The following is a 19097-nucleotide window of genomic DNA, read 5'->3' as shown; positions in this document are numbered from 1 at the left end:
CAATTTAGTAAAACAATACCTCATCCAGCTTAATAATGGCAGGATTAGTTTTGTCTTTCACATAGGCTGGGAATCTTTTAATACGTTTAGCCAGCATGCGGTAATGAGTAAAACTACCTGCAGGCAATGGTATATTGATCGCTTGAGGGGAATATCCTCCATTCTCTTCTGGCTGTTCAGGTTTCACAGAGGCCAGTTTTTTCAAAGCTTTGGCTGAGTTTCCAGCCCAAATTTCTATTTCAAGTGGAGGAAAAATATTGGAATCTTGTTTTCGTAAATAACTCACGGTAATACCTTTCACAGCCTTAGCTTGTTTAAATTCAAATAAGGCATCAGCATCTTGTTGCTGAAATCCTATCCACGTTTCATTGGCTATTCCCCTAATATCTCTTTTCCCTTGAACCAAATCTTTCAAAGTCCTTGCACCTTTGGCTTGCCATTTAGCTTCATTTTGAGTCAATAAATAGACGCTATCTGGCACAAATTGATATTTGTAAAACGTGTTTTTCACCACTTTACTGGCCAACCAACCTGGTTTAGTGGCTAAAGCTTTCACCACCGTAAAGGCAGGAATATCAATGGGTCCATGGGTAATTAATGTCCCCAAGGAATCAGGTTCTTGCTCTTTATCCAAAGTATAATGGATGGTAGTCCCTTTAATGGTATGCTTAAAATTCACCCTTTCTTGAGGGCCTAGAAAGAAATTCTCATTCACTAAAATGGGTGGATTAATCATCAACTTTTCCTCCGTTGGTACAAATCCCTGCTCCCAATGAATCTTAGGATAAGTCTTTTTCCAACTGGCTATTTGTTCTAATGGGATACTCGTATTCCAAAGGAAGACTTCTTTTAATTGAGGTAATTGGGTAATCAAAGGTTGCAATTGACTGGCCGATATTTTAGTACCAGAAAGCGATAATGATATCAGTTTTTTATTAGCTAGCAATGCTTTCAAATTAGCTCCTTGAATCTCGGTAAAATTCAAATTCAGCTTTTCTAAATTACCAAACTGAGCCAAAATATTCAGATTCTCATCCTGGATAGGCATTTTGGCTAAATTGATTCCAACTACTTGATCTGCTACTTTAGACAAATTCTCTAGGGTCTTTAGTTCAAAGCGTTTCGCCACATAAAAATCAGCTTGCAAGGCTGGGGCATCGCTGGACATGGGATAAACTGAACAAAATGGACTATTCACCGCCTCAATATCTGCATCGCTGGCTGCCGAAAAGGGATATTCTCTTTTCGGAATTTCCAATTTGGTCGGTGAAACAAATAGGGTAGAAACCATTTTGGCAACCTGTGAAGCTGGAGCATAAGCTTTGATTTTTTTATCTAAGGAGGCTCCATCCTTCACCCAAGCTTCTAATAACAAAATCTCATTGGGCGTCAATTGACTTTTACCCTTGGGTGGCATGTGTTCTTTATGTTCCAAAGGCAAATGAGCCCGCTTTAAGAATAAGCTATTCGACACGTCTCCCGCTTTCCAAAGATCACCATGCTTTCCGCCTTGCAGCATCTTGGCAACCGAACTCATATTAAGTTGACCCTTCGTCTTTTGATCATTATGACAGGAAACACACTTTTTCTCCAATATAGGTTGGATCGCCCCTTCGAATAATTTCGATTCTCCAGTAGGCGCTTTTACTTCCGTTTCTCTTTGCAACAATTCGGTTAAATAATTTTCTCCATGTGTGATATTGGCTCCGCCATGACCTGCCAAACTCAACAAAATCACACCTAATATCGAAGCTATTAAAGCTTGTTGGGGATTGAGCATCAAACGATCAAAAAGGATCAATTGAAGAAAATAAAACCAAGACACGGCTAATCCTGCCCATTGGTGAAATACCAAAAGCTCTGGTTCGAATCCGGATTCTTGAGACAAAAAGAAGCCCAATAAGGCTGTGAGTGCTGAACCAAAGGCCGTTAGGTAAAGGACAAAACGAAAAGAGAGGTAAAATGCATGCTCGCCCAATGGCCTCCGCAGCAGGTGAACAAAAGGAAGTAATACCCCCATTCCTATGGGCAAGTGTAAAATCAAAGGATGAAGCCGACCTGTGACTTGAAATGCCCAAGGTAAATTCACTTGGTCTTGCCAAAAAAGCAGAAAAAGCAACAAAGCATGGAGGAAAATCAAGCCACTTAACAAGATGCTATACCAAGAAGATAATTGTTCTTTATTCATCCCATTTATGCCAAAAGTCCTGGGATAACATTACCCGAAACATCGGTTAATCGGTATCTTCTTCCCAAATGTTTATAAGTTAATTGCTCATGGTTTATTCCCATCAGGTGCAAAACCGTGGCATGAAAATCATGGATATTCACAGGATCTTTGGCCACATTGTAACCAAATTCATCTGTTTCACCATATACGGTGCCTGGCTTGGTGCCTCCGCCTGCCATAAAAATACTATATGCTCTTGGGTGATGATCTCGACCATAATTATCTGGAGTAAAATTACCTTGACAATAGTTAGTCCGACCAAATTCACCGCCCCAAATCACCAAGGTTTCATCGAGAAGACCTCTTTGTTTTAAATCTGTAATCAAAGCAGCCGAAGCACGGTCTACATCTTGTGCTTGCATACCCATTTCATTCGGCAAATTTCCATGTGAATCCCAACCTTGATGGTATAATTGAACAAAACGCACTCCTGATTCTGATAACTTCCTAGCCAATAAAGCATTAGCCGCATAAGTACCCGGTACCAGACAATCTGGGCCATACATCTTGATGATGTGATCTGGCTCTTTGGATAAATCAGTCAATTCGGGCACCGCTGTTTGCATGCGGTAGGCCATTTCATACTGTTGGACTTTTGCTTGAATTTCAGGATCTCCGCTTTCATCAAATCCTAATTGATTCAATTCGGCTAAATGATCCAACATTCTTCGACGATCTTGCTTATCAATTCCTTCGGCATCATTTAAGTATAAAATGGGGTCTTCACTGGAACTAAATACCACACCCTGATGAGTAGAATCCAAAAAACCATTGGTCCAGAGTTTGGAATAAACCCCTTGACCATTTCCCCTTCCTCGAGAAAGTAACACACAGAAAGCAGGTAAATTTTTATTCTCACTACCTAAGCCATAGCTCATCCAAGCTCCCATACTTGGCCTATTGCCTACTTGAGCACCCGTTTGTAGAAAAGTTAGAGCAGGATCATGGTTGATCGCATCGGTATTCATCGTCCGAACGATGCAAATATCATCCGCAATCTTGGCTATGTTGGGTAATAAATCACTGATATAGGCGCCTGATTGTCCATGTTGACGGAAATTATAATAAGAACCCATCAAGGGGAACTTGGTTTGACTGGCCGTCATACCCGTTAAGCGTTGCCCTCCACGAATGGACTCAGGTAAATCCTGCCCCATCATTTTGGTCAGTAAGGGTTTATAATCAAACGTTTCATATTGGGATGGAGCTCCATTTTGACATAAATAAATGATTCTCTTCGCCTTAGGTGCATATTGAGCTAAGCCTAATGGGCTAGAAGAAACATCGGTTCCGTCTCCCTTCCAAATTTTGGGAATTAATAGTGATCCTAATGCTAGTCCTCCAATTCCCGCAGCGGCTTTCCCAAAAAAGTGCCTTCTGGTAATATTCAGTCTATTTTTAAAAAACTCGTTTTCCATAGATGAAAAGGTTTACACCCGCATTAACGTTTCTTCCATATTGTAAATCATCTGAATCGTTTGCATCAAAGCAGCAGTAAATGCATTATCCAATGCTTGATTCTTTTGATATTCTCCAACTTTCATCAATTGCCTGATTTTTTTTGGCTGCCGTTGAAATTCCAATTGCTCTGCTTCTAAGTATTTCTTCAAAATAGCCAACTCTTTCGCTTGAGGCGTTCTACAAACAATTTTCCGAAAGACCTGACTCAATACTTCATCCACAGGAAGTTTCAGCTTGGCCATAGTTGATGCTAAAACTCTCGAACTTTCTGAAACATGAGGATCATTCATCATTACCAAGGCCTGCAAAGGAGTATTGGTCCTGCCACGTTGTACTTCACATTGATCCCGATTACTGGCATCAAAAATCAACATGGAAGGTGGCGGCACGGTACGTTTGATAAAAACATACATGCCTCTACGGTATAAATCTTGCTGGTGATCTTGTACATAAGTCATCAATGAACCCCGTCCTGAGGAAGCCACTTCCCAAATCCCTTTGGGTTGATAGGGCTTAATACTTGGTCCTCCGATTTCAGGATTTAAAATATCCGCACTCGCTAATACATGGTCGCGCACATTTTCCGCTGGAATACGTAAACGTGGTGCATGGGATAAGTAAACATTATCAGGATCCACTTTTAAATGTGCGGATGTAATGCTAGAAGATTGCCGATAGGTAGCGGATGTCACAATCTGCTTTACTAAACGCTTGATATTCCAGTGGTGCGACTTAAAATCAACGGCCAACCAATCCAATAATTCAGGATGAGTCGGTAATTCCCCTTGCATACCAAAGTCTCCCAATGTTTTAACTATCCCTCTTCCAAAAAACTGAAACCATACCCGATTGACAAATACTCGAGAAGTCAGCGGGTTTTGATCATCAACCAACCATTTGGCTAGACCTAAACGGTTCTTTCCATATTTTTGCGGCGAAAAGGGTAAAATGCTTTTGGATATACCTACACCAACTGGTTCACCATGGGCATCGTAATTTCCTCGGTTAAGTACATAGGTTGGTCGCCAATTGCTGGAGTCCTTCATCACCATGACTTCTACTGCTGCTGTATCTCGTTTATTGATAAATTTCAAAATAGAAGACACTTCTTGGCTCGTAATTTTGATATTAGGAGGATCAGCAAAAGAGGCATCGATTGTCCCAAAAAGTCCTTTTTCAGGAACCTGATTGAAAAAGGCAAAAGTACTGTAATAGTCCTTTTGGGAAATGGGATCATACTTATGATCATGACATTTAGAGCACTCAAACGTTAGTGCCAAAAATGCTTTACCAAAAGTGCTGGTTCGATCATTGACATATTCCACCCGATACTCTTCATCAATAACCCCACCCTCTTGCGTGATTTTATGGTTTCGATTAAAACCAGTGGCTAATAGCATTTCCTTGGTGGCATTTGGAATTAAATCCCCTGCCAGTTGCCAAGTCAGAAATTTAGCATACGAATAATTGGAATTAAAAGCATGAATAACCCAATCTCGCCAAGGCCACATAGTCCTTAATCCATCATCTTGATATCCATGCGAATCTGCATAACGAGCCACATCTAACCAATAGGTGGCCATTTTTTCACCGTAATGTTTATTGGCTAATAATTCATCAACTATCTTTTCATAGGCTTTAGGACTGGCATCTTTCAAAAAGCGGTCTTGCATTTCCAAACTAGGAGGAAGACCAGTTAAGTCAAAACAAACCCGTTTTAGAAGACGCTCTTTGTCGGCCTCATCACTTGGGCTAAGCCCTTTCTCTTTCATTTTAGCATAAGTAAAATGATCAATGGGGTTTCGAACCCATGCAGCATCTGCTTCTGGAATTTCTGGAGATTTGGGAGCAATAAAGGCCCAATGAGGTTTGTATTTAGCACCTTGTTCAATCCACTTTTCTAAAAGTTCAATTTCATGAGGACTTAATGTCAAGTTAGATTTCATGGGAGGCATTCGCTGCGAAGTATCTTTAGCCGTAATTCTAGCCATTAATTCCGAAGCCTCTGGATTGCCTGGAACGATGGCATGGGCTTTGGCATTATCTTTGAAAGCAGCATAAGCTCCTTCTGGGGTATCTAAACGTAAATTTGCCTCGCGTTTATTGGCATCAGGTCCGTGGCATTTAAAGCATCGATCCGACAAGATAGGTCTGATGTGGTAGTTATAATCGATGACATCCGGCATACGTGTATCATCGGCCAAGGTACTGGTACATCGCCAACTTGTATAGGCCAAAATCCCTAAAGCAGCAGAAAATAAAAAGAAGCGAATGGATTTAATTCTCATGGCAGTGGTGTATAGGTTCAATTATCTCCATGATAAACACTCCATTTCATTGAGTTCTGGGCCTCCGCCTCGATTGGCACTACCCGCTACCACATAAATTTTTCCTTTCCAATAGACTACGCCTGTCCCGTGTCTACCTTGTAACAAATTAGGTAGACTAGACCAAGCCCCTGTTCTGGTATCTAACACTTCTACTTCCGAGTGGGCAGGAACTTGCTTCACACTTTCTCCATTCATAACAACTAAGTAGGGACCATTGGCAATGGAAGATGTGCCAGCTCGTAAAGTAGGGAGTCCCTCAGCCAATGTTGACCATTGATTGCTTTTAAAATCAAAGACGTCCACTTCTTTCATGCATAGATCTAGCACTTTACCAATCTTAGCATATGAAGTTCTACCTCCAGCCACATAGGCCTTATCTTTCCCCACCATGACAGCCTGAAAATGATCTCTGGCTCTAGGAGCATCAGGCAGTATTTTCCATGTATTGGTTTTAGTATCATATTCATCAAACCACTTGACATGCCCATCATAGTGACCGTCCATAATTCCTGCTACTAAATAAATTTTATTTCCACGGGTAAACACCCCGACAGAACCTCTCAATCGATCGGCAGGAATCGTGGCTCCTTCTCTCCAAGTTTTAGTTTTGGGATTAAATATCAAAAATTGAGGAATTGGTTTTTCGTGCGGATAATTTCCTGTTAAGGCTCCTATGACATAGATTTCATGTTGAAATGAGATGGCCTGAAAATGATGAAACTCCATAGGAGCATCTGCCAAAACAGTCCAATTGGAAGTTTTTGGATCAAACTCCTCGATGGGTCTTTTTCCTCTTCCTCCTAAAGCATAAAATTTTCCATCACATTCCACCATGGAGCTTTCATGTCTTTTTTGAGCAGGCTGCTGAGATGTAATGATGTTCCAAGAATTGGAAGAATCTTGCGCAGATACACTCCAAGAGATTAGCCCAAGGCAAATCAATAGAAACTTTTTCATGGTTTAATAGGTTTGAAAGTCTAATGTAAAAAAAATATAGAAATGTTCCTCTTTTTTAAGCGGATAGAACTAGATAAAATTTTGACAATTTATTTTTAGCTTAGTGCAACAATTGAAAAGAAAATTGACCCTTTAATTTTACTACAATGTATAAAAGACTCAGTATTTTGGGTGGAATTGCGGTGGCATCCATCAGCATCATGTCATTAAACAATGCTCCTAAAAAAGCTTTAGTGGATGAATCCACGGAAAAAACCTATACCCAATATTGTTCTAGCTGCCATGGTGAAAAAGTAGATGCCTTTGTGGATCGCGCTTGGAAACATGGTAAAAGCAAACCCGAATTGATCGCATCCATCACAAATGGATATGCTGATTTAGGTATGCCCTCTTGGAAAGCAGCCTTAAGTGCTAAAGACATCGAAAAATTAGCTGACCTAATTACGGAGAAATTAGCCAGTGTAGATCAATATAAATTTGCTAATAAGCCTACTTCCAATATTTTCAAATCCGAGGGAATGACAGTGGTTTTAGACACCATAGTGACTGGATTAGAAAGTCCATGGGGTTTTGCCCAATTACCTAACAAAGATTATTTAGTTACTGATCGTGCAGGTACTTTGTACTTAGTGGACCAAAAACAACATAAAACAGCCATTAAAGGTACACCAGCGGTGATGGCCAAAGGTCAGGGTGGATTATTAGATGTGGTTTTACATCCCAACTATGCTTCCAACGGTTGGGTTTATATGTCTTATTCTAAATTTAAAACAGAAGGAGGTCAAACTGTCACAGCCACTGGAATTGTTAGAGGTAAAATCAAAAATAATGAGTGGGTTGAATCTCAAGATATTTTTGAATCCCTTCCTTATACCAAAACCTTCCACCACTTTGGATCGCGGATTGCCTTCGATAAACAAGGACATCTATTTTTTAGTGTGGGTGAAAGAGGCATGGAAAAAGTATTCCCTCAAGAAACGGATAATGATAATGGTAAAATCCACCGCTTAAATGATGATGGAAGTATTCCAAATGACAATCCATTCGTAGGAAAAGACCAAGCTAAATTTCATCACAGCATTTATTCCTATGGACAAAGAAACCCGCAAGGCTTAACCTTAAACCCTTATACAGGAGCTATCTGGGAAACGGAACATGGTCCACGTGGTGGAGATGAAATTAACATTATCCAAGCGGGTAAGAATTATGGTTGGCCAACAATCTCTTATGGAATCAATTATGATGGTAAGCCGATCACGAATATTTCGAAGAAAGAAGGAATGGAACAACCTATCACCTATTATCTTCCTTCCATTGCACCATCAGGCTTAGCCTTTGTAGATAGTGATAAGTATCCAGCTTGGAAAGGAAATTTAATGATTGGCTCTTTACGTTTTAATTACATGAACCGTGTAGTCGTTAAAAATAACAAAGTTGTTTCCCAAGAAAAGGTACTAGTTAATTTAGGTCGTATGCGTAATGTGAAAATGGGTGTAGACGGTTATTTATATGTAGGCGTTGAAAATCCTGGTATGGTTTTCCGCTTGAGACCACAATAAATTTAAAAATTTAAGATTGTTTGAAACAACGCTGTCAAGGTTTGGAACCTTGACAGCGTTGTTTTTTTACAAGCCAAACGAATGAGAATTTATATCTATTGTCCAATTTATTGATAATCGATTTCCCCTAGTCCTAGCAGGTATTTTACAATTTGCCCTTGCTATTTACCACTCATCCAAAACATTTTATTGTTTGTCATATAGTACTATGCATAACAAAGTACCTAGTATAGCTTTGCATTGTCAAAAGAGAGACATGCAACCCTTGAGGTCTTGTTTGCATCTTCGACTCGTTCTCTGTTAAACAACCAATAAATTAATTCAATCCGCCTAATGAAAACCTTTATTTTATCAACACTATTATCCATTGTTGCCCCACTCCTCGCATTTGCAGATAACGGGCTTTCGGCTAAAATCCGAGATGAAAAAAATCAGCCAGTTCCTTTTGCTTCTGTTCTTTTAAGAAAAGCAAGTGATTCCACCTTAGTAAAAGGATTTATCACCGATGAAAATGGTGAATTAAAAGCCTCCGCTTTACCCAAAGGAAATTACACCTTAAAAATTCAATTCACAGGCTATAAAGCCTACTCTAAAAAACTGGGCGAAGTTAATGCCAACACCCAATTGGATTTAGGCGTTATTGCCCTTGAACCCGTTTCTACTCAACTAAATGAAGTGGTAGTTAAAGCAACTAAACCTTTTATTGAGAGACAATTAGATAAAACTGTAGTCAATGTAGAAAACTCGGTAATGGCCGCTGGTAACTCGGCCATGGAGGTATTAGAACGCTCTCCAGGGGTTATTGTTGACAAAGATGGTAATATCAGTTTAAGAGGAAAGCAAGGCGTCAAAGTGATGATTGATGGTAAAATCTCTTATCTATCAGGTAACGATTTGAGTAACTTCTTACGTAATCTTTCTGCTGATCAAATTTCTCAATTAGAAATTATGACCAATCCTTCTTCCAAATATGATGCTGCTGGTACTGCAGGTATCATCAACATTAAAATGAAGAAGAATGTGAACATGGGCATGAATGGCTCTGTTAATGGAACTATTGGTCAAGGAGTATATACTCGTTCCAGCGCTGGTTTAAATTTAAACTACCGCAATAATGGCTGGAATATTTTTGGAAATGCCTCCTATTTTGGAAGAAATAACCTACAGAATAATAACATCACACGATATTTCCGTGCCCAAAATGAAGTTTGGAATTCCACTACCGAATTCCCATTCAAAGGGACTTATACTTCTATGAAAGTAGGGGCAGACTGGACGGTCAACAAAAAAACAACTTTAGGTATTTTATTCTCAGGAGGCTTAAACCAAACTACGTTAAACAATGGGTTAAATCAATCTACGCAACGTAATCTGGCAACTAATGCCATCTTGAGTAAGTTAGACACTTATAATTCCATGGATAATCCATTCCATAACTTTGCTAATAACATCAACTTCAAGCATACATTTGATAGCACAGGTAAAGAATTAACCATCGATTTGGATTATGCTCGCTATGTGGATAAAAATCAAAATGATTATTTGACACAGTGGTATGGCTCCGAGTTTAATAAAATCAAAAATGACTCCCTTTTACGTACTGGTGCATTTTCCAACATTGACCAATACTCTTTCAAATCTGATTATGTATTACCAATTAGCAAAACCAGTAAATGGGGAATGGGTGTAAAATCCAGTTATGTAAAAACGGATAACGACCTTCAGTTTAGAGGTAAAACAGCGAGCGACGCGGACTATACCTTCCTAAACAAACAAAGTAACCGCTTTATGTATGAGGAACAAATCCACGCCGTTTATTTAAATACAGAGCGTAAATTGGGTAAATGGAGTTATCAAATTGGCTTACGTGGAGAATGGACTATTGCCGATGGAAAATCGATGGCTTATGGAAATTCTGCTCCAGATTCTTCATTCCACCGCGATTACAAACAATTGTTCCCAAGTGCCTTTGTTCAATATGAAGCAAACAAAAACCATACTTTTGGTTTGAACTATAGCCGCAGAATTAACCGTCCAGGATATTCCGACTTAAATCCATTCGTTTTCTTCCTAGACAATTATACTTATCAAGTGGGTAATCCTATGTTGATGCCACAGTTAACCAATTCATTTGAATTAACCCACACATTCAAAGGAGCATTCAACACTACTTTTGGATATAGCCATACGGATGATGTGATCACTCAATTATTAAAACAAGATACGGAGGCGCGTAAAACGTATCAAACTTCTGCCAACTTAGCGCAAAGAACTTCTTACAACTTAAGTTTCTCTTTGCCTATCCCAGTAACAAAATGGTGGACAAGTAATACCGACATCCAATTGAATCACAATGAATTAACGGGTAAAGTAGATCAAGCCCAAATCAACCCAGTGGGAAATATGTTTTACATCAACTCCAACCATACGTTTAGTCTGAAAAATGACATCAAACTAGAATTAGGTGGACAATATTTCTCAGGTGGATTAGAGCAAGCCTTTAATTTTGGCCCTGGAGGTTCTTTGAACGTAGGTATCCAAAAAACAGTCTTGAATAAAAAAGGAACTATCCGCTTAAACGCCAGCGATATTTTATATACTCAAAATCCGATGGCAACTATCAAATACAGTGACATTGATATAACTGTGAAAAATAGAAATGATACGCGTGTCGTTCGATTCAATTTCACTTATCGATTTGGTAATACGGCAGTTAAAGGTGCTCGTAATAGAAATACTGGCTTAGATGATGAAAAAGGCCGAGTTAAAGGTGCCAACTAATGCCATAACCAACTAATAGTCAATTTCTTAAAAGATGTTAAAGCTTAACAGTTTTTAACTCTCCGACAAGGGCGAATCTAGGTTCGTCCTTGTTTTTTTGTATCCAGATTTCAACAAGAATATTGTTTAGGTATTTTTTGACCCAAACCTCATTCTTCTATCTATTCTCCACCACTATTTTTTAATACGCCTAGGTAATTTTTACCCTAGCATTTCTGTGTCAAATTAAAACCAATCAAACAATCCACCTAATGAAAAACCTATTATTAACAACCCTGTGTCTTATTTTAATACAATTAACGACGTTTGGACAATCAAGTATAAAAGCCAAGATTGTCGATGAAAAAAAACAAGCTATCCCATATGCTTCCATTTTACTAAGAAAAAGCGCTGATTCCACTTTAGTCAAGGGCTTTATCTCCGATGAACATGGAATACTAAATGCCCAGCATTTACCTGAAGGTCTATTTACACTTAAAATTCAATCAACAGGCTATCAGGCACGTGTGATTAAAATGGATGAGATAAAATCCAATAGTCAAATTGATCTAGGTACCATCCAATTGGATCCATCCTCTACCGAGTTGGCCAATGTTGAAATCAAAGCAACTAAGCCATTCATAGAAAACTTAGTGGACAAAACAGTGGTCAACGTAGAAAACTCTGTCATGGCAGCAGGAAATTCGGCCATGGAAGTGATTGAAAAATCTCCTGGAGTGATTGTAGATAAAGATGGGAACATCAGTATTCGGGGCAAACAAGGTGCCAAAGTGATGATTGATGGAAAAATCTCTTATCTAACGGGCAGAGACTTGAACAATTATTTGCGAAATCTGGGAGCGGATCAAATTGCTCAATTAGAAATTATTAGTAATCCCTCTGCCAAATACGATGCCGCTGGAACTGCCGGTATCTTAAACATCAAACTCAAGAAAAATACGCAAATGGGCATGAATGGCTCGGTAAATGCTACTTTGGGACAAGGATATTATACGCGAGGACGAGTCGGTTTCAATCTCAATTACCGTAAAAGCAATTGGAATTGGTTTAGTAATGGATCCTATGTTCATCAACCCAACATGAATACCATTGATATCACTCGTCAATTCGCCAAGCAAGGTGAAGTTTGGAATTCCAATTCCTTCTATAATTACATTGCCCAAAATGCCCAATTAAAAGCTGGAGTAGACTGGACCTATTCTCCCAAAACTACCCTAGGCCTTCTCGTCTCTGGAGGTAGAAGTCAAACTGATTTGTATCATGGAATCAACCGCACAACGCAAAGAAATTTGAATAATCAAATGCTAAGTCAACTAGACACCTATAATACCTTAGATAATCCATTTTCTAACATCGCCACTAATTTCAATTATAAACATAGTTATGATAGCACAGGGAAAGAACTTACTATCGACCTTGATTATGCTCGTTTTCATGACCAAGGTACAAGCGTCTATTTAACTCAATGGTTTGGCGCAACCAATAATCCGATAAAAAGTGATTCCCTAATCCGTACTCAATCCTTATCTAATATTGATCAATATTCATTTAAGTCCGATTATGTACTACCCGTCAATAAAACAACCAAATGGGGAATGGGTATAAAATCAAGTTTAGTGAATACAGATAATGATGTACAATTTACTAGTCGGACCAAAGAAAACCCTTCCTACTCGTTCCTTGATGCATTAAGCAATCGATTCCAGTACAATGAGCAAATCCATGCGGCTTACATTAATCAAGATAAAAAATTAGGTAAATGGAGTTATCAATTGGGCTTACGAGGGGAATGGACAATTGCCCAAGGAAAATCCATTTCATATAAGTCAAACGTTCCTGATTCTAGTTTCAATCGTTCCTATTTCCAAATTTTTCCAAGTGCATTTCTCCAGTTTGAGGCCAACAAAAAACATAACTTAGGCCTAAAATACAGCCGTCGCATTGACCGACCTCAATACAGTTCCATGAACCCGTTCATTTTCTACATTGATAATTACAACTATGAAGTTGGTAACCCTAATTTATTGCCCCAATTAACCAATTCATTTGAATTTACACATACTTATGCGGGGGCATATACCACTTCATTGGCATATAGTCATACGGATCAAGTTATCACTCAACTGTTGAAACAAGACACAGAAAAGCGTGTGACCTACCAAACGACGGATAATTTAGCTCAAAGAGTAACCTATAGCTTGGGATTTTCTCTACCTATTCCGATTAAATCATGGTGGACAAGCAATACAGATATTTACTTAAATCATGTTGAATTAACAGGAAAACTTGATCAAACTTCCATCAATCCTGTGGGAAATATGCTATATCTCAATTCCAATCACACCTTTAGTTTGAAACATGATGTTAAAATAGAAGTCGGTGGTCAATACTTTACAGGCGGATTGGAACAAGCATTCAATTTCCAATCTGGGGGAGCGCTAAATCTCGGTATTCAGAAAACCATTATGAATAAAAAAGGAACACTTCGTTTGAATGCCAGCGATATTCTCTACACTCAAATCCCCAATGCTACGATTAAATATGCGGATCTAGATGTATTTGTAAAAAGCAGAGGAGAAACTCGAGTAGTCCGTTTAAACTTCAGTTATCGATTTGGCAATACCAGTATTAAAGCCGCTCGAGAGAGAAGTACGGGATTGGAATCTGAAAAAGGACGAGTTAAAAACACTAATTAATATCTTTCACGCAACGAAAGCCCGTATGCATGAGACCAGAATCTGGACTTGATTTCATGCGGGCTGAACTGCGATAAGATGCACAATAGGAATCATTGCACAAAAATGAACCGCCACGCATCACTTTTTTAGGAATACCCGGTTCATCCGGATCATAGCTATTCAAGGGCCCTTTGGGATTTAGCACAAGGGTTCCTTTCTTTTTTAAAGTGGCGTAATAATCATGTCGGTAATTATCAAAACACCATTCCCAGACATTGCCAGCTATATCATATAAACCATAACCATTGGATGTAAATTGCTTGACGGGAGCCGTAGTATGCTGATATCCGTCTTTGGCTTCATCATTATATGGAAATTTACCTTGCCAAGTATTAGCTTTGAATACACCCGAATCAATCGGTTCTGAACCCCATGGAAATTCTAGATTCTTTAGACCTCCACGTGCAGCCCATTCCCATTCTGCTTCAGTAGGTAATCGTTTTCCAGCCCATCTTGCATAAGCCTGGGCATCATCCCAAGAGACTTGCACGACAGGGTGATTTTCTTTCCCGACTATAGTTGAATGAGGTCCTTCTGGATGGCGCCAATCGGCACCGCGCACAAATTGCCACCATTGGCTATAATCCACCAAATTGACAGGCCCTGTGGTAGGAACAAAAACCAAAGAACTTGGGGCTAATAGTGAATCTGGTGGACGAGGCGTACCAGCAGGCACTTGTTTTTTTAATTCATCCCATGAAACGGCTTTTTCAGCCGTAGTTACGTAACCTGTAGCAGCCACAAATGCCGCAAATTGAGCATTAGTCACTTCTGTTTCATCCATCCAAAATGCTTTAACTGCCACACGATGAACGGGGTATTCATCTGTTCTACCTTTTTCATCATGAGCTCCCATATCAAATGCTCCTGATGGGATTTTTTTCATACCCAGAAAGGCCGATGATTTGGAAATGCTTTTTTGAACCAAATTCGTTTTAACAAATCCACGCTTGGAAGGCAAAGGCACATGACAAGCCGCTAATGAATCCTTTTGACGCTGACTCAATTGTGCCATGGCAAACAAGGGTGCAAAAGACCAAATGAAAATCAAGTATTTCATATATATACTAGCGAACAAAGCTTGGGGCTCATATTCATAAAAATTCACCTAAACTCGGACAAGTTACCATTAAAATTTAATTGAATTGCAGGTAGTTCAATTCGATTAATCCCAAATGGTAAAATTAATTTCGATTTATAATCGACTAAAATAGTCGATTGATAGCCATGTTGATATACTTCATCTAAATATAACAATATGCTGATATTGATCAGAAAAAACAATCGTTTGATTGCTTAGTTTTACATACTTTAAAACATCATCTATGTCTGAAAAAATCAAACGACATGAATTCCTAAAATCCCTTGGATTAAAAGGAGCATCATTAGTAGCTGTGTATTGCGGTGCATCTGCGGTGAGTTCATGTAAAAATGAAACAGGTATTACCCCTTCCTCTTCGGCAGATTTCACACTGGATTTAAGTCAGGCAGCCTATTCCAAACTTAATACAGTCGGTTCTTACGTTATTACACAAAACATCGTAATAGCTAGAGTTTCAAGTACGGCATTTGCAGCAGTGACTCAAATTTGTTCTCATGAAGGAAGAGCGGCCGTCATCTACAGTGGCGGTGGATTTTATTGTCCTGAACACGGTGCTACGTATGACACTAGCGGAAAAGGATTAAATGCCAATGGAAGCAGAGGCTTAACTACTTATAAAACAACGCTAACTGGAAATTCGCTGAGAGTTTACTCCTAATTCTATAATTTTACTAGGATATAATATTGATTTTCAAAAAGATTGTTTAACATTAACCGTTTAATAACCCTTAATGTTCTATAATAAATATGAAAACCAATCTTAACCGAAATGAATTCTTGAAGTCAATGGGCTTCAAAGGAGCCTCTCTTCTAGCTGTTTACTGTGCAGCTTCTGGCCTTAGTTCCTGTTCAAAAGAAGAAAATGTTACGCCTTCCTCTAACGTAAAAGCAGGTACTCCAGCTACGGGTGTCGACTTTACTTTAGACCTAACCAAAACTGATTATTCGAAATTGAATAATCCTGATGGTTTTGTCATTGTCAATCAAATCGTGGTAGTTCGTGTCAACTCAACCACCTTTTCGGCAGTGACTCAAGTTTGCTCCCATGAGGGAAATGTAGCAGTAAGCTATGCAAATGGTGGCTTTAATTGTTCTGTACATGGCGCCATGTATGACATTAACGGTAAAGGCTTGAATGCTGAAGGTGCGCGAGGTTTAACTACTTATAAAACAGCCTTAACGGGCACTAACCTGAGAGTATTCTCTTAAAATAACATACTTATGAAGAAAATATCCTTCCTACTGCTCTTCTTAAGTGGTATGGGTTATACCACTATGGCCCAAGATGATTTGATGGCTATGTTGGACAAAGAATCGTCTAAAGATAAAGTATATACTCAGGCGACTTTCAAAGGTTCGCGCTTAATTAATGGTCAAACCATTGAAACGGTTGCCAAGAAGCATCTGAACTTTTGGATATCTCACCGCTTTGGGGCTGTCAATTCTGGATTTTTAGAAAACTTTTTTGGATTAGATGAGGCACGAATTCGATTAGGTCTTGAATATGGTATCACAGATCAATGGCTACTAGGGGCAGGTAGATCCTCCATTGAAAAAACCTATGACTTTTATACCAAATACAAGATTCTTAGGCAGTCCAACCAAATGCCTGTCAGTGTTGCTGCATATGGAAGTTTGACGATCAATTCCATGCCAACAGGTTATACTATGCCAAGTGGAACACTGATGCGATTTTACAATAACCAGCAGCGACAAAGTTATGTGGGTCAAGTATTAATAGCTCGAAAGATGAATGAAAAGCTATCTTTACAAGTTATGCCCACCATTTTGCATAACAATCTAAGTGAGTCAACATTTCATGCCAATGACATTGCTTCTATTGGATTTGGAGGCCGCTTTAAATTAAGTAACCGCTTAAGTTTATCAGCTGAGTATTACAAAAACTTGGTGGATAAGAATGCTTACCTAGCTAAATCAGGTGAAGTATACCCCTATCATGATTCTTTTGCCTTGGGCTTTGATATTGAAACGGGAGGACACGTATTTCAATTGCATTTCTCTAACTCCAGAGGCATGATTGAAAAACATTTTATTGGCCAAACTACAGGTACTTGGGACAATGGTGACATTTTTTATGGATTCAATATCGCAAGGACTTTCAGTTTTGACCCAGAAGCAAAAAAAACACATAAATAAACCCTTTATGAAACGTTTATTCATAGTAACCTTGCTCATGAGCACTATGGCAGTATTTCATACCGCCCAAGCTCAATTGTATCAAGCTCAGAATGGTGAGATTTCATTTTTCTCTAAAACACCTTTAGAAAACATTGAAGCCGTATCTAAAACAGTCAATAGCATAATCAATTCCGCTACCAATGAAATCGCTGTTCAAATGCGGATTACTTCTTTTGTTTTCCCCAATAAACTCATGCAAGAACACTTTAATGAGAATTATTTGGAAAGTGAGAAATACCCCATGGCTAGCTTTAAAGGAAAAATCAAAGAAGCTGTTGACCTAAAAAAAGCTGGTACCTATCCAGTAACAGCTTCAGGAACTGCAACGATCCATGGTGTTTCTAAACCCATAGAAATCAAAGGAACCATTGTTTCGGATGGAAGCCAATTACAATTGAATAGCCAGTTTGATATTCGTTTGCAAGATTATCAGATTGATATTCCCAAAATTGTATTTGCCAAAATTGCGGAAGTCATAGAAGTAAAAAGTAAAATTCAGTTTGGCCAAATGAAATAAATGAAATTTAAGTTCCTTGTAATAACCTTAGTCACCTTATTTCTGGCGGCTTGCATAGGTGATAAAAACAGTCCTTTACCTGCTGCTGCAACAGGTACTGAGAATAATATGGGGGTAGAATTACCTTATTCCACCTCTACTTGCGATACCAATACCATCACCTTTGACAAATCGGTTTGGCCCATACTCCAATATAATTGTACTTCTTGCCACAGTGGAGCCATTATATCAGGAGGTGCAGACTTTAGTAGTTATGACAAAATTGTACCTTATATAAAAAATGGCAAATTATATGGTTCACTTACTCATGCTATTGGCTATTCTCCTATGCCTAATGCCTCCACGACTTTGTCCAAATGTGATGTAAGCACGATCAAAAAGTGGATTATTGGCTCCTACCCTGCTGGAAGCATTTTGGTCAATTTGAATCCTACCAATCCAATAAATCCAGTGGTTACTGTTACTCCAACCGAACCTCCCGTAACACCGCCAGCGGTGACCTGTGATCCTAATTTGGTTTATTTTCAACAAAAAATTCTTCCTGTCATTATTTCCAATTGTGCCATGAGTGGTTGCCATGATGCCATAAGTAAAAAAGAAGGTGTTCAATTAACTGATTATACAAATATCATCAAGGTTATCAAAGCCGGTGACCCAAGCAACAGTAAATTGTACAAAAGCATCATTCGGACAGATAATGAGCGTATGCCTGTTCCACCCATGGCGGCGCTAAGTACAGAAACAAAGACGGCTATTTTCAACTGGATTAAACAAGGTGCGCTCAATAATTCATGTGAGCCTAGCGGCAGTGCTTGCATAACAACGAATGTTAGTTTTTCTACAACGATTCAAAGCATCTTAAAAACCAATTGCCTAGGTTGCCATAGTGGCGCTGCGGCATCAGGAGGTATTGATCTAAGCACACATGCCAATGTCCTGAAAGTTGTTAGTAACGGAAAGCTATATGGGTCTGTAAATCACTCAACTGGGTTTATTCCTATGCCAAATGCCTCCACCAAAATCACTAGTTGTGAAATCAGCCAGATTAAGTCCTGGATCGATGCGGGCGCATTGAACAATTAGTATTCTTTAATTGCATTCCAAACATGGCTAAGCTTTTGAGCTCCCTCTTCTGCTTAGCCATGTTTGATTGATTAGCTCTAGAAATTTCTTTGGATTCTACACGAGTATCAACACGATGCATTATCAAATAGTATTGCTTA

At 39.0% G+C, this 19097-nt stretch carries 13 protein-coding genes; 8 read left to right on the top strand and 5 right to left on the bottom strand.

Annotated features, from left to right (window positions below):
* Positions 1–4 precede the first annotated feature (4 nt).
* Genes EWU22_RS05620 through EWU22_RS05605 form a run of 4 tightly spaced genes read right to left on the bottom strand, consistent with a single transcriptional unit; the run spans position 5 to position 6978 of the window.
* On the bottom strand, positions 5–2188 hold the full coding sequence (locus tag EWU22_RS05620; protein WP_130924758.1) for a c-type cytochrome domain-containing protein: 2184 nt from the start codon (positions 2186–2188) through the stop codon (positions 5–7).
* A 5-nt stretch (positions 2189–2193) separates the two neighbouring features.
* Positions 2194–3648 carry a DUF1501 domain-containing protein gene (locus tag EWU22_RS05615; RefSeq protein WP_130924757.1) on the bottom strand — a complete coding sequence of 485 codons (1455 nt, stop codon included), beginning with the start codon at positions 3646–3648 and terminating at the stop codon, positions 2194–2196.
* A 12-nt stretch (positions 3649–3660) separates the two neighbouring features.
* Positions 3661–5979, bottom strand: coding sequence for a PSD1 and planctomycete cytochrome C domain-containing protein (locus EWU22_RS05610; protein ID WP_130924756.1), 2319 nt, complete (start codon positions 5977–5979; stop codon positions 3661–3663).
* Positions 5980–6000: 21 nt separating this feature from the next.
* Positions 6001–6978 (bottom strand): Kelch repeat-containing protein, encoded by a 978-nt coding sequence (locus EWU22_RS05605; protein ID WP_130924755.1) that lies wholly within the window; start codon positions 6976–6978, stop codon positions 6001–6003.
* Between the two features lie 146 nt (positions 6979–7124).
* On the opposite strand from EWU22_RS05605, the gene EWU22_RS05600 reads away from it, so the two are divergent.
* The 3 genes from EWU22_RS05600 (at position 7125) to EWU22_RS05590 (ending at position 14014) form a co-directional block, all read left to right on the top strand.
* Positions 7125–8537: a PQQ-dependent sugar dehydrogenase gene (locus EWU22_RS05600; protein ID WP_130924754.1), complete on the top strand. Its 1413-nt coding sequence runs from the start codon at positions 7125–7127 to the stop codon at positions 8535–8537.
* 333 nt (positions 8538–8870) lie between these two features.
* Positions 8871–11318 carry a TonB-dependent receptor domain-containing protein gene (locus tag EWU22_RS05595; protein WP_130924753.1) on the top strand — a complete coding sequence of 816 codons (2448 nt, stop codon included), beginning with the start codon at positions 8871–8873 and terminating at the stop codon, positions 11316–11318.
* Between the two features lie 251 nt (positions 11319–11569).
* Entirely contained in the window at positions 11570–14014 is a 2445-nt protein-coding gene (locus tag EWU22_RS05590) for an outer membrane beta-barrel family protein (RefSeq protein ID WP_130924752.1), read from the top strand.
* On the opposite strand, the gene EWU22_RS05585 is transcribed toward EWU22_RS05590, so the two are convergent.
* Positions 14007–15116, bottom strand: coding sequence for a formylglycine-generating enzyme family protein (locus tag EWU22_RS05585; RefSeq protein WP_130924751.1), 1110 nt, complete (start codon positions 15114–15116; stop codon positions 14007–14009). The two genes, EWU22_RS05590 and EWU22_RS05585, sit on opposite strands and share 8 nt — an antisense overlap.
* Before the next feature lie 265 nt (positions 15117–15381).
* On the opposite strand from EWU22_RS05585, the gene EWU22_RS05580 reads away from it, so the two are divergent.
* The 5 genes from EWU22_RS05580 to EWU22_RS05560 all read left to right on the top strand — a co-directional run bounded on the left by EWU22_RS05580 (position 15382) and on the right by EWU22_RS05560 (position 18957).
* Complete coding sequence (locus EWU22_RS05580) at positions 15382–15816, top strand: QcrA and Rieske domain-containing protein (RefSeq protein WP_130924750.1); 435 nt, start codon at positions 15382–15384, stop codon at positions 15814–15816.
* Between the two features lie 89 nt (positions 15817–15905).
* The gene (locus tag EWU22_RS05575; RefSeq protein ID WP_231962764.1) at positions 15906–16367 is read left to right on the top strand and encodes a QcrA and Rieske domain-containing protein; all 462 of its coding nucleotides are present in this window, start codon (positions 15906–15908) and stop codon (positions 16365–16367) included.
* 12 nt (positions 16368–16379) lie between these two features.
* Positions 16380–17315 (top strand): DUF5777 family beta-barrel protein, encoded by a 936-nt coding sequence (locus EWU22_RS05570; RefSeq protein WP_231962762.1) that lies wholly within the window; start codon positions 16380–16382, stop codon positions 17313–17315.
* A 7-nt stretch (positions 17316–17322) separates the two neighbouring features.
* A complete protein-coding gene (locus tag EWU22_RS05565; RefSeq protein WP_130924748.1) occupies positions 17323–17874 on the top strand; it encodes a YceI family protein in 552 nt (183 codons plus the stop codon).
* Positions 17875–18957 (top strand): c-type cytochrome domain-containing protein, encoded by a 1083-nt coding sequence (locus tag EWU22_RS05560; protein WP_130924747.1) that lies wholly within the window; start codon positions 17875–17877, stop codon positions 18955–18957.
* The last annotated feature ends 140 nt before the right edge of the window (positions 18958–19097 follow it).

This window comes from Aquirufa nivalisilvae (genome assembly GCF_004307455.1).
Lineage (GTDB): Bacteria > Bacteroidota > Bacteroidia > Cytophagales > Spirosomataceae > Aquirufa > Aquirufa nivalisilvae.
The sequence above is the reverse complement of the archived record's forward strand: the minus strand, read 5'-3'. Positions and strand labels throughout refer to the sequence as shown.

Coding starts and splice junctions, on each gene's coding strand:
- EWU22_RS05620 (WP_130924758.1), bottom strand. CDS start 2,188: ATGAATAAAGAACAATTATCTTCTTGGTATAGCATCTTGTTAAGTGGC.
- EWU22_RS05615 (WP_130924757.1), bottom strand. CDS start 3,648: ATGGAAAACGAGTTTTTTAAAAATAGACTGAATATTACCAGAAGGCAC.
- EWU22_RS05610 (WP_130924756.1), bottom strand. CDS start 5,979: ATGAGAATTAAATCCATTCGCTTCTTTTTATTTTCTGCTGCTTTAGGG.
- EWU22_RS05605 (WP_130924755.1), bottom strand. CDS start 6,978: ATGAAAAAGTTTCTATTGATTTGCCTTGGGCTAATCTCTTGGAGTGTA.
- EWU22_RS05600 (WP_130924754.1), top strand. CDS start 7,125: ATGTATAAAAGACTCAGTATTTTGGGTGGAATTGCGGTGGCATCCATC.
- EWU22_RS05595 (WP_130924753.1), top strand. CDS start 8,871: ATGAAAACCTTTATTTTATCAACACTATTATCCATTGTTGCCCCACTC.
- EWU22_RS05590 (WP_130924752.1), top strand. CDS start 11,570: ATGAAAAACCTATTATTAACAACCCTGTGTCTTATTTTAATACAATTA.
- EWU22_RS05585 (WP_130924751.1), bottom strand. CDS start 15,116: ATGAAATACTTGATTTTCATTTGGTCTTTTGCACCCTTGTTTGCCATG.
- EWU22_RS05580 (WP_130924750.1), top strand. CDS start 15,382: ATGTCTGAAAAAATCAAACGACATGAATTCCTAAAATCCCTTGGATTA.
- EWU22_RS05575 (WP_231962764.1), top strand. CDS start 15,906: ATGAAAACCAATCTTAACCGAAATGAATTCTTGAAGTCAATGGGCTTC.
- EWU22_RS05570 (WP_231962762.1), top strand. CDS start 16,380: ATGAAGAAAATATCCTTCCTACTGCTCTTCTTAAGTGGTATGGGTTAT.
- EWU22_RS05565 (WP_130924748.1), top strand. CDS start 17,323: ATGAAACGTTTATTCATAGTAACCTTGCTCATGAGCACTATGGCAGTA.
- EWU22_RS05560 (WP_130924747.1), top strand. CDS start 17,875: ATGAAATTTAAGTTCCTTGTAATAACCTTAGTCACCTTATTTCTGGCG.